The 13,917-nt window shown below is 45.7% G+C and carries 9 protein-coding genes; 5 read left to right on the top strand and 4 right to left on the bottom strand.

The features are described from left to right. Positions 1-203: 203 nt before the first annotated feature. From H6G89_RS33835 to H6G89_RS33825, 3 genes are all read right to left on the bottom strand, one after another. A complete protein-coding gene (locus H6G89_RS33835; RefSeq protein ID WP_190514413.1) occupies positions 204-548 on the bottom strand; it encodes a hypothetical protein in 345 nt (114 codons plus the stop codon). A gap of 181 nt (positions 549-729) precedes the next feature. Continuing rightward, positions 730-999, bottom strand: coding sequence for a CHAT domain-containing protein (locus tag H6G89_RS33830; protein WP_190514412.1), 270 nt, complete (start codon positions 997-999; stop codon positions 730-732). A gap of 96 nt (positions 1,000-1,095) precedes the next feature. Next, a complete protein-coding gene (locus H6G89_RS33825; protein WP_190514411.1) occupies positions 1,096-2,115 on the bottom strand; it encodes a bifunctional DNA primase/polymerase in 1,020 nt (339 codons plus the stop codon). 489 nt (positions 2,116-2,604) lie between these two features. Here H6G89_RS33825 and H6G89_RS33820 point away from each other — a divergent pair, with 489 nt between their 5' ends. The 5 genes from H6G89_RS33820 to drmD all read left to right on the top strand — a co-directional run bounded on the left by H6G89_RS33820 (position 2,605) and on the right by drmD (position 12,367). Continuing rightward, positions 2,605-4,569, top strand: coding sequence for a GmrSD restriction endonuclease domain-containing protein (locus tag H6G89_RS33820; RefSeq protein ID WP_190514410.1), 1,965 nt, complete (start codon positions 2,605-2,607; stop codon positions 4,567-4,569). A gap of 98 nt (positions 4,570-4,667) precedes the next feature. Continuing rightward, positions 4,668-7,058 (top strand): dynamin family protein, encoded by a 2,391-nt coding sequence (locus H6G89_RS33815; RefSeq protein ID WP_190514409.1) that lies wholly within the window; start codon positions 4,668-4,670, stop codon positions 7,056-7,058. 19 nt (positions 7,059-7,077) lie between these two features. Next, positions 7,078-8,088, top strand: a complete 1,011-nt coding sequence (locus tag H6G89_RS33810; RefSeq protein WP_190514408.1) for a diguanylate cyclase regulator RdcB family protein — start codon at positions 7,078-7,080, stop codon at positions 8,086-8,088. After that, positions 8,078-9,097 carry a patatin-like phospholipase family protein gene (locus tag H6G89_RS33805; RefSeq protein WP_190514407.1) on the top strand — a complete coding sequence of 340 codons (1,020 nt, stop codon included), beginning with the start codon at positions 8,078-8,080 and terminating at the stop codon, positions 9,095-9,097. The genes H6G89_RS33810 and H6G89_RS33805 overlap by 11 nt, the downstream gene beginning before the upstream one ends. A 111-nt stretch (positions 9,098-9,208) precedes the next feature. Further along, the gene (drmD, locus tag H6G89_RS33800; protein ID WP_190514406.1) at positions 9,209-12,367 is read left to right on the top strand and encodes a DISARM system SNF2-like helicase DrmD; all 3,159 of its coding nucleotides are present in this window, start codon (positions 9,209-9,211) and stop codon (positions 12,365-12,367) included. A gap of 20 nt (positions 12,368-12,387) precedes the next feature. On the opposite strand, the gene H6G89_RS33795 is transcribed toward drmD, so the two are convergent. Continuing rightward, positions 12,388-13,479: a hypothetical protein gene (locus tag H6G89_RS33795; protein ID WP_190514405.1), complete on the bottom strand. Its 1,092-nt coding sequence runs from the start codon at positions 13,477-13,479 to the stop codon at positions 12,388-12,390. Between the last annotated feature and the right edge of the window lie 438 nt (positions 13,480-13,917).

Below are 13,917 nucleotides of genomic sequence, written 5' to 3'. Positions count from 1 at the left end.
ATCGAGGAGTTCAGGTCGAAAAGTCATAGTACGAGTGTCTCGGGTCTAGTAGTTCATTAGATCTCATTTCTGACCTTTGACACAATCTAATTTACAATCCCCAAAAGAGGCTGAACGCTAGGAACTAACCCTATCCTCATGGAAGCAGAGAGATGCTTCTTTGAAAGGAAACACCTTACTCGTCTCGAACGATGCCTCATCTTCTAACATTCATCCCTGTGGTCAGCCTCCCATTGAGCCAAGCGGACGTTCAAGAGTGACATGCCGAGTAAGTGTCTATTCAAGTTCTGTTTCAGCCAAGCAATCAATAGGGTTGTCACTTGAATCACTTCTGCTTCATCAACATTCATCCATGACATATCGAAGGACTCATCGGAGAAGTGGCTCACTTGGTTCATTAAATCAGCCATTGCCCTGTCCAACTCGTCTTTGGCTTGGGTGAGTTCGTCTATTGCCACCTCGCTTAAACCGTTCGTTTGAGGCTCTGCTTCAGGGTGATTGAGTGAATACACATGTGCCCCGATTTCTTCCTTTCTAAGACTATTCATACCTGAACTCCTAATTGAGTAAAAAACACCCAAAGGGAGAAGGAGGAAAGAAGAAAAGAAAAAGAAAAAAGGAAAAAAAGGAACTGGGCGGCGATCGCTATTTGGCGTAGTGGGTTGTTCTAGGTTTGCCTCCTAATCAGCTAGAACAAGTTCGGGTCAGCATGACGATTGCTGTCAGCAGCTACAACCCATTGCCGATGAGAATAAAGGGTGCCCAGTAGTAGGGGCGATCAAGGTATTGCGCTAGTTGAGGTGTCACCTCAATTCCCAATCGCTGATAATCTCCTGTAATTAAGGCAATCTGTGCTTGCCGTAATGCCTCTGCCTTCGTCATTCCGGGTTGCTCCAGAGCCTTGTAGAAGGCATTCATCAATACTTGTGTGCCGCCATTATCGACGTACCAAAGAGAGGCGATCGCTAACCGAAACAAGTGTCGTGACAATAGCATCATGTAATCCTCCAAGGGGGCGTGAGAGGAGAGCTTGTCTCAAACTATCTCTCTTCTTTTGGAGGATATGCAATCCTGTTATGGAAGTATCACCCTATCTCAGGAGAGTGAGCCGAACTGCTTCCTTGCTATGAACCCTTGCTCCCGGGCGATCGCCAAAGCTGCATGATAGATTTCATCTTTTGAGCAGTCGGCATGGCAGATAAAGCCCCCACTCTCCGGGTGAATGTGCAAGGAGTCTAATGCCTCACCCCCATGTACCGGGCACCGGCACGTTATCCACTCTTCTCGCCCCTCCTCGTCATAGCCCTCCAGATAAGGAGCCAGCAGAAACATCTTCACCTTGCCTTGAATCGAGAAGAACTGATTTTTGTGGGATCGGTTTGATGTCCTAGCGGTATTGGATTTGGCGTGAGAGAAACTTGCTCTTTGGGAAGGTTGGCAGTGATGCTCATAGAGCTGGTTTAGAAGCCACACGGGGGCATCGGCAACAGGAGCAGATTGGGGTGAGACTATCCACCGATACAGCCTGGTTTCGGGGTGAGAGCTGGGCGGTAACACCGAGATGCAGCCGTTGTAGCGTAGCTCAATTTGCTCTGCCGCCTGGCATTGGAAGGGTGACCCAGAGGAAGGGAACTCGGCAATACACCACTTGGAGAAGGTGCTTAAGGCATTACGAAAAGATGGTGGAATCTGATAGAGCAGTTGCTGTCGCCCAGTTTTACCGCTTGTCCAACAAAGGGTTTGAGGGGCTTTCCCTTGACTGAGCATGTCCCATAACGATTGGGCTGAAGGACCATCAATATCAATGGCAAGCAGCCCGCCTGAGATATCGCCTGTTCTAAGGGCGTATCCATTCCAACAGCAATGCCAATGTTTTTGACCCTTGTGGCTCCAGAGCGTTTGCCCTTCCTTTAAGAGCTGAACTAACTCCTCTCGTGAAATGGGATCTTCATTCTGCCAGCCGGGGCGCAAGGGACGTTTGTTGAGGACAGGGGTGAGTGCCCAACTAGGAGGAAGGCAGTCCAATCCTTTGATTAGAGGTTGAGCCCGGATAGAGCGAACGATGGGATGGCGCAGAGAGGATGAGAAGTGCGACTTCTGTGTTTGAGTGCTCATAGAAAAAAAGGTAAAAGGAATACCCAAACAAAGAAGAAGGAAGAAAAGAAAAAGGAAAAAAATGGAGTGAATTCAAAGGTGACGGAGTAGGCTGATATTGGGTTATGAGGGACAGGAATAGGACCAGCAAGAAAAAACAGTCTCAATTGTAGACGTAGGCAGTTTCCATTCAATTAGTTTCCCTAGAGAGTAGGGACATGGAGAGCATACGAGCAAGCGGCAGATCTCGCAAGCTGAGTTTCCATTCAATTAGTTTCTATGGATGAGCAAATACTTTCGCGCATTTAGCAAATGCATAGTGCAAATTCTTAGCTCCGCACTGAAGCAACGTAAATCAACTTCAACGGATGCTACAAAGTAATGCAACTATTACATCAAACATCATGAAGAGATGAATTTTGAGATTTATAAGCTAGCTTGGGCATACTTTTGAGGGAACTCAGCATCCAGTGCTTATAGTTCTCCAAGTTCAGCTGAGGAAGAGTCTATATGAATATCAGCACCATCCTTGACCAGATCGATATGGGCAGCATTGCCCTCCCTGAATTTCAACGAGGGTATGTCTGGAACCGAGAGCAAGTGCGAAATTTGATGGATTCTCTGTACCGCAGGCATCCAGTGGGTAGCCTTCTAGTTTGGGAAACTAAGACCGAGCAAGCGGTTGATCATGCTCGTGGCGACGGTCAACTCGCCGCTGGTGTTGTCAAGCTTTTGCTAGATGGGCAGCAACGTATCACTTCCCTTTACGGCATCATTCGCGGCAAAGCTCCCAAATTCTTCGATGGCAATGCTCAAGCATTCACTGGGTTGTATTTCAATCTTGAGGACGAAACCTTTGAGTTCTACTCCCCTAAAAAGATGGAAGGTAGTCCCCTCTGGATTAATGTCACTAACCTGATGCAACGGGGTATTGGTGAATTCATGCAGCCACTGTTTACCAATCCTGATTATCAGTCCAAACTCAATAACTACCTTCAGCGCATCAATGCGGTCGAAGGCATCAAGAATATTAACCTTCATATTGAAGAAGTCACTGGAACTGACAAAACCGTTGATGTGGTGGTTGAAATCTTCAATAAAGTCAATAGTGGTGGTACCAAACTTTCCAAAGGTGACCTCGCACTTGCCAAGATTTGTGCTGAGTATCCAGATGCCCGTGATGAATTGAAGAAACGTCTCAAAAAATGGGCAAATGCAGGGTTCTACTTTCGCATGGAACTCTTTCTGCGGTGTATTAACGCCATTATGACTAACGAAGCTCTGTTCTCTGCCCTCAAAGATGTCACAACCGATCGCTTCAAGAAGGGGCTGCTAGAAGCAGAAACAGCAGTTGATACTCTCTTAAACAAAATTGCCTCGCGGTTAGGACTCGACCACGATCGCGTTTTGGGTAGTCCTTACGCTTTCCCACTCATGGCACGGTATCTTGATCAGCGCGGCGGACATCTTGACGCTCAAGATTGGAACCGCTTGCTGTACTGGTATATCCATACCATCCTATGGGGACGCTACGCTGGGTCAACTGAATCTGTCCTGCGTCAGGATCTACTTGCGATTAGTTCTCCAGATGGCAACTTGGAGAATTTGATCGCTCTTCTGCGTCAAAATAGAGGCGATCTTCGCATCAAACCTGATGACTTTAAAGCCTGGAGTATGGGTAGCCGCTTCTATCCTTTACTCTATATGCTCACCCGTGTGCATGGAGCTAAAGATTGGGAAGATGATCTTCCCATCTCACAGCATTTATTGGGCTCTTTAAGTAGCCTAGAGATTCATCATATCTTCCCCAAATCAAAACTCTACAGACACGGCTACAGTAGAGCCGAAGTTAATGCGATCGCCAACTTCACCTTCCTTACCAAAGACACCAATCTCAAAGTCTCTAACCGCGATCCTGTTGAGTATTTCGCGGCTTATGAAGCCAAACACCCTGGTACAATCGCTTCACACTGGATTCCAATGGACCCTGAACTGTGGAAGTACGAAAACTACCGAGATTTTCTGGCAGCTCGTCGTGAACTACTTGCCCAGGCGGCTAACTCTTTTCTTGATAGTCTCTACTCTGGCATCATCCCTGAACCTGAAGTTACGACTTCCGTGCTAGAGCGTCAGATTGTTGCTATTCCCGGTGGTATTGCCAGTGAAGCCGAAGATCAAGCTCTCCAAGCCTGTAACACCTGGGTTGCTGAGCAAGGGCTTCCTGAAGGAGAACTGATGTATGAATTGGTTAATCCTGACACTGGAGAAGCGATCGCCGTTCTCGACCTCGCTTGGACAAACGGGCTTCAGGAGGGACTTAGCCAACCTGTTGCCCTCCTTATTGATGAAGATCCTGCGTTAGAACAAATCGTGAATCAGGCAGGCTATCGCTTTTTTACTGATATCGACAGCTTCAAGCAATACGTACAACGGGAAGTTTTAGCACTTGAGCAGGAATTAGCGATCGCTAGCTAATCTTATTCCCGACACATCTTTCTTTTCAAGAATAGTAGTTTAGAAGAGTTTGCTTTAGTTTGAGATCCAATCAGAACGGATAAGTTTAGGAGTTTCCTATGACCTCGACCGCATTGAAGCCTGACATTCAAGGGTTACAAAAAGACGTTGTTGACTTACTTGAGCAAGTCAGTCAATTAATGGGGCGTGCTAGCACTCAACTTTGGCCTAAGGATGGTATTGAAAATAAGTATATTAAATACCAGCAGCAAATTCTTGATGAGGTTCAGAAGGTTAAGAACTTAGAATTAAGAATGGCGATTGCGGCTCCAATGAAGGCAGGTAAATCTACGATTATCAATGCCATTATTGGTCAAGAACTACTACCTAGCCGTAATTCTGCGATGACAACCCTTCCTACAGAAATTGTGTTCAGGAAGGATTTAGAAGAGCCAGTCCTAACATTAAGTTTTGGAACCCTGTCAGTGTTTCATGAGGCATGGTTAACGTTGAAGAGAAGAGTGAATGAACTAGAAAAGGAAGGGTTGCAAGCAAAGATGGGGGAATATCCCCATCTCATGCAACTGATCCAGCAAGTCCAGGATGCAATAGGATTTTCAATTCGTGCTAGAACTACTGGGCATCAAAAGATCATCGAAACTTTAGCAGGACTTAATGATATTATCCGCCTTTGTAGCCAGCTAGCTCCTTTAGCAGATCCTCTACGAGCTTTAGATGACGTCCCAAGGATTGAAACTCCTTTCTGGAGATTACAAGTTGATGCTCCTATAGAGGCACTAGGTAACCTAGTAATTGTTGACACTCCAGGTCCTAACGAAGCTGGGGAAAACTTGAGGCTGGTTGGAGTGGTAGAAGAACAACTACAAAAGAGTTCGCTAGTATTAATTGTTCTAGATTACACTCAGCTAAAGACGAAAGCAGCAGAAGAAGTAAAAGAAGATGTTCAAAAAGTCATTAAAATCCGAGGCAAGGATAATCTATACATTCTTGTGAATAAAGTTGATCAGCGTACAGACAATGACATGACACCTGAACAAGTACAACAATTTGTTTCAGCAGAGTTTGGGCTAGATGCAGATGCAATAAAAAACAGAGTATTTGAAATCTCCGCGAGACGAGCTTTTTACGCAACTAACTTTCAGCTTGAGCTACAGCAGTACTCATCAAATATAGAAATTGCTCAAATGGCTACTGCTAAAGCGTTAGCACAACAAGCATTTGGTGATATGTGGGAAATCTTTTTCACGACAGCTAACATGGAGCAGATGCAGTTAGCCTTTGAACAAGTCTGGCAGAAATCTGGCTTTGCTCCATTTCTCAATAATGCTATTGCTGCTTTGATGGCAGAAGCTGCTCCCCGATGTATGAGAGATGCACTACGTGTAACTCGAACTCGTTTACTAGAGCTTCAAGACGCAATGAAACTACGAAGAAGTGCAATTACTCAAGATACAAAGCAACTAGAGTCTGAAGTAATCAGATTACAACAAGATTTGGAGGCTCTCGGAGGTTGCCAACTTGACCTGAGAGGGGAGGTCGAGTCAAAAAAAAATGCGTTAAGCCAAAGACTACGAGTAATATTGAATAACTTTAAATTTGAGAGTGAACAAGTATTGCAAGAGTATTTTCTACAGGGATTATCCCAACGATCAACTGGTTTAGATAAAGTAGATTTGGATATGAGAAAACTGTTGCTAAAACAAATAGATGCGCCTATTGTTGATGAGATTATAAATAAAATTATACCTAATTCATTGTCTAGTTTACTTAAGTATAAAGTCGCTCTTAGGGGTCGCAATGAAATTAGCTTCACGAGTAAGCAAGAAGCTGAAGAATTTGCGGGTCTGGTTTTTTCTGAGGCAAAACAAATTATCGAACGCCTGTTAGATAAATACTTTTCTGAAATTCAAGAGCAGATCAATGATGTTCAAGCAAACTTGAAGCAGGCATTGAGGGAACAAACAAGAGGAGTGGTCGAGAGAGCCCGTCATCGCTTAAATCAAACATTTCATGTTGATTTGTCTCTTCCAGATATAATTATTCCTGACGGAACCAACGTTAATGTTGGAAGTGTTAACATCGGTGTTTTGAAACGTGAGAAAAATTTCTTTGAATCAATTGTAGACTGGTTTCAGTCCTTACTTGGAAAGTCAACTTCAAACGATGAACTTTTTACAGTGTCACTAGAGCAGGCTGTAAAGCAGATTAATCATGCAATTGAGAAGAAGATTGAAAATACAAACGAGGTTATTAACGCGTATTTAGATTCTGATTTTCAGAGAACAATGGATCGCTTTTTCGAGGAACTTGACATTTACCTCCACAATTATCAGAGTAGCCTGAGGCAAGCCTTACAGGATCAAAAAACTTCTCTGGAGAATCAGGCTTTATTGAGGCAAACTCTGAAGGATTTCACTCAGGAAACTGAGATGCTTATTGATAGCTTGAATACAAAAAGAAAACGAATTAAAGACTTAACACCTCAATAAAACAAGTATTAGTCTAATTATGACGAGTTCTCCTTTTGGTTCTTCAGGCAAAACCGATAATCTTCAAGAATTACAGCGTAAGGTTCCTGTCGTTGGGGACAAAGCCCTTATTGACTTAGTCAACGGTATTCAAATTAGTGGTGACTTGATCCGTTACCGTAAAAGTCGTGGATTCTTTGGTCAATTGTTAGACTCGCTAACAGGAGGCGATCGCCAGCGGCAACTACTTCTAGATGGAAATCTTATCGCGGGGCAACAAGCTTTATCTGATTGGGTGCTTGAACTCAGTGACTCCCTTCGGGTAAGCCAAGTTGCCTTGGAAGTGACTCAAACATCTTTGCTAGAGGCTCGTACTGCGATTCGTAGCCAAAAGAAGGAGTTATTAACTCTAGAGCAGACCTTTAACCAGCTAGCTCAACAGATTGGACTGAGAGTTGATAATTTAGATGCAAGGGTACGCAAGCTGGAGATTCAGATTGCAGCGAAACAAGATTTTGACCAAATCGTGACAGCCTGGGAAGCAAGGCAAACGTATGCCGAGTTCTCGTGGGCAATTCAGATTGCGCTATTAATTCGAGAGGTATTCAGCAGCTCAGTGGTTCTTTATGAACTAGAAACTGGGAATAAAACTCAGTTTCGCCAGTTATTAATCAACAAAGTTCTAGCTGAGAGTAAGGATATCTCAGGTAGCTTCTTTGGCTTAGCAGATCTGTTGAACACTTCACATGCTGAGATGAAGGGTGATTATGCCAAATTAGCTTTAGGACTACTGGAAACTCGCTCTTTCTCTCAAAAAAGGCTTCAAAATATTCCCTATCTGTTTACCCTTGGTACAACTTTGGAGTTGGCAGAGTTGCCCGAAGATGTAAAACCTGCAAAACCTGCTCAATGTGCAATCGAGCTATGCCGTTCTCAAATTAGCTCAATCGATTACACTACTGACGCCAAAGAGTTTGTAACCCGCTTAGTTGAAGAAACAGCAAATGATTGTTTGACAATAGCAACGAGGCGTTTGTCTTATGACTCCTAATGAACCGTGTATCGGTCTGGTTTTGGCTGGAGGAGGTGCGAAAGGAGCTTATCACGCAGGTGCACTGCGCTACATAGCTGAGTTAGGATTTGAGCCACACATTATTGCAGGGACTAGCATTGGGGCTTTGAATGGTGCAATCCTATCTGCAAACCTCCCGTTCAACAGTGCGGTTCAACAGATGAACGAATTGTGGGATCAGCTTTCCTACGCTAATATTCTACGCCCTAACAAAGATCTCGTGATTCAGGCGATCGCTTATGGTGCAAAGGCATATCAGTCTGAATTCACTGTATGGCTTTCCAAATTTTTATCAGAAGCAGGACTACTCAAAAAAGATTTAGTCATCTTTGATCCTGAACCAATCGAACGGTTTCTCAAGCAAGCGGTTAGCTTAGAGAGCATCAAACAAGGGACAGAATTGTGGATTGCGGCATTTCCAACCCTACAAATTCCTGGACTAGACTATAGCGTACTAGCAGCCCTAATTGATGCATTCCGTGCTCAAACAGGGACTAAAGCTCATTGGCTGCGGGTACAGGATTGTGATGATGAAGAAGTCCTCTACAATACGCTGCTGGCAAGTGCCGCGATTCCCCTCATTTTTCCCACCAGAGCTGTGAATGGTGAGGTTTACGTTGATGGGGGTTTAGCTGACAACGTTCCCTTAGGTGCATTAGCAGCGAGAGGATGTACCCATGCGATTGTTATTCACTTGAGTAACGGGGCTATCTGGGATCGACATGACTTTCCCAACCAAACAGTGGTTGAGATTAGACCAGCGGAATTTATCAACAAAATAGATGCTCCGATCGTTGGTGATGTTGATGCCCTGTTTGACTTTAGCCCTAATCGAGTGACAGATTTGAAACAACGCGGTTATCAAGATGCTAAGCGGTGTTTAGAACCTATTATTCAAACATTCCAAGTGGTGAGAGGGCAACGCGATAGCCACAATAAAATAGTTGACTTAACCAAGCAATTAATTGACGACATACCTCTTATCTAGTCTCTACATAAATTCATCCAATTACTAATTAAGTGGGGAATTTGAGTCAAAGTTTTCAACAAACACAAGGACGTGTGCCAAACTCGTAGTGGCAAACTTCAGTATCTTCGTATGAGTGCTACGAAAGCAATCCCAGAGCAGGGACAATTGGTGAGAGTTCGGCAACGGCAGTATGTCGTGACAGACGTGCGTCAGACCACATTGCCTTCTAGCCCTCTATTTCCGAAAGTTACTCCAGCTCAGAATTTAGTTCTGCTCTCGTCGATTGAGGACGATGGACTGGGGGAAGAGCTTCAAGTGATCTGGGAGCTAGAGCCAGGAACCCAGGTATTTGAACGAGTGGAATTGCCAAAGCCAACCGGGTTTGATGATCCGGCAAGGCTGGATGCGTTTTTGGATGCAGTGCGGTGGGGGGCTGCTTCTTCTGCGGATATTCGCACGCTTCAGGCTCCCTTTCGCAGTGGTATCGATATTGAAGATTACCAGCTTGATCCCGTTGTCCGGGCAATTCAGATGCCCCGTGTTAACTTGCTGATTGCTGATGATGTGGGATTGGGAAAGACGATCGAAGCTGGATTAGTTGCCCAAGAATTGATTATTCGCCATCGCTGTCGCCGCATTCTGATTGTTTGTCCGTCTGCCTTGCAAATCCAGTGGCGAGACCAGATGCGAGATAAGTTCGGGCTTGATTTTCGCATCGTTGATAGTGCGTTGATGAAAGAACTGCGGCGGCAGCGGGGCATTCATGTTAATCCCTGGATTCACTTTCCCAGACTGATTACTTCCATCGATTTTCTCAAACGCGATCGCCCCCTCCGACTGTTCCGGGAAGTCCTACCTGCTGAAGGTGAATCCCTCTACCCTCGCCGCTTTGACCTATTGATTGTGGATGAAGCCCATAATGTGGCTCCTTCTGGCAGTGGGCAGTACGCGATCGACTCTCAACGAACTGCTACGATTCGCTTACTCGTTCCCCATTTTGAACACAAGCTGTTTCTAACGGCAACACCCCATAACGGTTATCCAGAAAGCTTTACGGCATTGCTAGAACTACTGGATGCCCAGCGGTTTGCTAGAGGCGTTGATCCGGATCGGAATCAGCTTCAGGTGGTGATGGTGCGACGGTTGAAGGAGGAAATGAAAAACTGGGATGATTCTCCTATGTTCCCTGGTCGTAAGCTGGAAGCGATCGCTGTTGATTATCCCCAAGCAGAGCGGCAGGCTCATGCCGCATTGAGACGATATACGGAACTGCGAACGAAGAGTGTTGATGACAACGTTGAGAAGTATGCAACTGAGTTTGTCTTGAAACTACTGAAGAAACGGCTGTTTTCTTCTCCAGAGGCATTTCTGACAACGTTAATACGGCACCAAGAGTCTATCAACACTGCCCGTCGTCGTCCGTCCAGTAGTCTATCTACTAAACCAACGGAAGGGATCTTACGGCGACAGGTGGAGCAGGTGGAAGAAGAATTTGCCGACGATGAACTATACGAGGCGGCAACGGATGAGTCTATTGGCAATACCAGCCGCTTGTTTCGGGCACTCACCGCTGAAGAGCAGGGCTTGTTGAAGGAGATGCTTCAGTGGGCAGAAGTAGCTGCCCGGCAATCGGATGCCAAGGCAACGCAACTGCTGAATTGGATTAATGAAATCATTCGCCCGAATGGGCAGTGGTCAAACGAGCGAGTGATTATCTTCACCGAGTACCGAGCAACTCAGAAGTGGCTCTATAACCTGATGGCATCAGAGGGGTTAGTGCAGGGCGATCGCCTCATGACTCTGTATGGCGGGATGAACTCAGACGATCGCGAAGCGGTAAAGGCAGCGTTTCAGGCACATCCGGATGTTTCGCCTGTACGAATTCTGCTGGCGACTGATGCGGCTTCTGAAGGTCTGGACCTGCAAAACTTCTGTTCAAGGCTGATCCACTACGAAATTCCCTGGAACCCCAATCGGATGGAGCAGCGGAACGGACGGGTTGACCGTCATGGACAGCGATCGCCAGAGGTCAAAATTTACCACTTTGTCGGGAAGGACTACCAGGAGCAAGTAACCAGCGGCGCTCGTCCCGGTGATTTGGAAGGGGACTTAGAGTTCCTGATGCGGGCGGCACTGAAGGTGAACAATATCCGGGAAGACCTGGGGAAAGTGGGTCCGGTGATTGCCGCGCAGGTGGAAGAAGCGATGTTGGGGCGACGGGTGACACTCGATACCTCTAGGGCAGAGCGGGAATCGGAACCTGTGCGACGGATGCTGAAGTTTGAGCGGAAGGTACGGGAGCAGATTGAAAAGCTCCGCGAGCAACTGCACGAAACACGGCAGAATTTACGCCTGACTCCCGACAACATTGAATCTGTGGTACAGATTGGGCTGGAGTTAGCAGATCAGCCTCCACTGATTGAGACGGAGGTTGAAGGGCTACAGAGATGCGCCTTTCACCTGCCTCAATTAAAGAGCAGTTGGGCAGCTTGTGCTGAGGGGCTGGAGCATCCCCACACCAAAGAAATTCGTCCGATCGTATTTGATCCCGATGCGGCTCACGGACGCGATGATGTGGTACTGGCACACCTGAATCATCGATTGGTGCAGATGTGTCTGCGGTTACTGCGGGCTGAGGTTTGGTCTACTGAGAACCGGAAGAATCTCCATCGGGTGACTGCCAGAGTTGTGACATCCAAGGCAGGGATAGAAACCCCGGCAGTGGTAGCGTATGGACGGCTCGTGATTCTAGGAAGTGACCAACAACGGCTCCACGAAGAGGTGATTACGGCAGGCGGGGTGCTGAAGGAAGGACGATTTAGCCGTCTGGGGGTGATGCAACTGCAAGCCGCTTTAGGGGCGATTGCTTCGGGTTCCGTCCCTGAAGTCATGCAGCAGAAGTTAGCCCAGATGTGGGACAAGTATGCCGACCCATTGATGCAGGCGTTAGAGGTGAGAAAGGGCGAACGCAGCACGAGCCTGCAACGGGATTTGCAGAATCGGGCAGAAAAAGAGATTGCTGATATCACTGCCATTCTGACGGAATTACAGAAGAGCATCCTGAAAGAGTTGGAGGAACCGCAGGTCGAGCAGTTGACCCTGTTCAGTACACCGGAACGGGAGCAGTTTGAGCGCAATATGAACAGCCTCAAAGCCAGGGCAGAGCAAATTCCCAGGGAGATTGAACAGGAGACAAGCCTGATCCGCAAGCGATTTGAAAACCCGTCAGCACGGCTGTTCCCTTTGGCAGTCACATTCCTGATTCCACAGAAGCTATTGCAGCGTTAGGGTTTCACAATACTCAATTTTTATTGAGGGTTGCCCTGGAGATATGCCACTTCTTCGTTAATTGCTTGCTGTGCTTCTTGTAAGTCCTGCTCAGCGAAGGACCATACAGTATTCAGAGCTTTGTTCAGCGCGATACCATTACGTGGCAAAATGAACCATCCCATAGGTTGTTCTGAAGTCATTCCATAACTGTTGATTAAGACTGCAGCAACTTCTGGAATCGGGTCTGACGATGTAGGCAAGAACTCTTCACTAGTACCAGTGCTGCGGAAACAAGCATTTTCTGCCTGGCAGTAGCTCCAAACACGATATGCAAATACAAGATCATCATGAGACCTTCGAAGTGCAGCAAGCGATCGCTGCAATGGTGCTAGTGAGTCCTGTCCCTTTACGTAAGCAAAATCGCTGGATTGCTCAAATGCCTGAAGGTTATTCAGTAACCTCTGAAGCTCTGCTGAATAGGCTTGATAGCCAAAATGAGGAGAAAGTTGGTCTGAAAATTTGGCAACATCGCTTACTAAATTTTGAACTTGTTGAGTCATGCTGAGTTGATAGTTGATGGTGTTGCTCACTAATTGCAGTTGCTGGCTACATTGAGCAATTTTGATAAGATTGTTTTGCACATTCTCATATCCCAAACCTGGAAAGTTAGGAACTTTCTGTAAAAGCTCTTTAGCATAACCGAAATTTTCGTTGGCTGATGCAACAGCACTTGCATTTGTCCACTCAGATGGTTGACAGCCTCGTTGGTATAAGTTCTCAGCAGCCACTATATTCTGGTGAGAAGCTTCGTAAGTTCTCCAGTAGAAATAACTACTGCTACCCAGTAATACAACCGGGAGAAAAAGACCTAATACAATGCCATAGCGGGATGAGATCTGTTTTCTTGCAGGCTCTGTTTTACTCGTTTCAGCTATTTCCCCAAGTACAATCGAAGCATTAGAATCAGCTTCTTTAGCGATCCCTGTATTTTGCTCAATGACTATCGTGCTATCACCCGATTTGTTATTGGGTTGAGATGTAGTTTGATGTGAATCTTCATCAGTGAAGTGAATAGGGGAAATATTGTCAGGCAAACCAGCAGCAGAATTTGAAGAGTTGTTCAGTCGCATAGCACCCTCCTATCTTAGTAGAGCAGCACGCACAACTGCCTCTAGAGAAGCTGCCCTAGATCTAGCTAGTCCTTGTACGAACGATCTATGCAATCAATCGAACTAGATTGAAGGTAAGACAATTTCCCTCAGAATGGCTTTGTTGAGAGAGACGTAACTTGAATGAGGAGATAAATTACCTCTCTAAACAAAATTTTAGTCTTTTTCAGTATATGTAAGCAAGTATTTAAGCTTATTTCCCTAATTTTCTTTACATAGGCTTATAAAATTGACATCTCAGTCAACCTTTTTATCGTTAGAAATAGCAAGAATAAGTACAAAGTTTGCCGATTCCTAATCTTATATATAGTCCGCTTTTGGCTGTCTTCAACGTACTTAACGTAGGCAAAATCAGGAATTTTTATTCGTTGTAGACAGCATATATTGAGTTTGTCTCTA

Source organism: Oscillatoria sp. FACHB-1407 (genome assembly GCF_014697545.1).
GTDB lineage: Bacteria > Cyanobacteriota > Cyanobacteriia > Elainellales > Elainellaceae > FACHB-1407.
Note: the sequence above shows the minus strand (reverse complement) of the source record. Positions and strands in the feature narration are given on the sequence as shown.

Coding starts and splice junctions, on each gene's coding strand:
- H6G89_RS33835 (WP_190514413.1), bottom strand. CDS start 548: ATGAATAGTCTTAGAAAGGAAGAAATCGGGGCACATGTGTATTCACTC.
- H6G89_RS33830 (WP_190514412.1), bottom strand. CDS start 999: ATGATGCTATTGTCACGACACTTGTTTCGGTTAGCGATCGCCTCTCTT.
- H6G89_RS33825 (WP_190514411.1), bottom strand. CDS start 2,115: ATGAGCACTCAAACACAGAAGTCGCACTTCTCATCCTCTCTGCGCCAT.
- H6G89_RS33820 (WP_190514410.1), top strand. CDS start 2,605: ATGAATATCAGCACCATCCTTGACCAGATCGATATGGGCAGCATTGCC.
- H6G89_RS33815 (WP_190514409.1), top strand. CDS start 4,668: ATGACCTCGACCGCATTGAAGCCTGACATTCAAGGGTTACAAAAAGAC.
- H6G89_RS33810 (WP_190514408.1), top strand. CDS start 7,078: ATGACGAGTTCTCCTTTTGGTTCTTCAGGCAAAACCGATAATCTTCAA.
- H6G89_RS33805 (WP_190514407.1), top strand. CDS start 8,078: ATGACTCCTAATGAACCGTGTATCGGTCTGGTTTTGGCTGGAGGAGGT.
- drmD (WP_190514406.1), top strand. CDS start 9,209: ATGAGTGCTACGAAAGCAATCCCAGAGCAGGGACAATTGGTGAGAGTT.
- H6G89_RS33795 (WP_190514405.1), bottom strand. CDS start 13,479: ATGCGACTGAACAACTCTTCAAATTCTGCTGCTGGTTTGCCTGACAAT.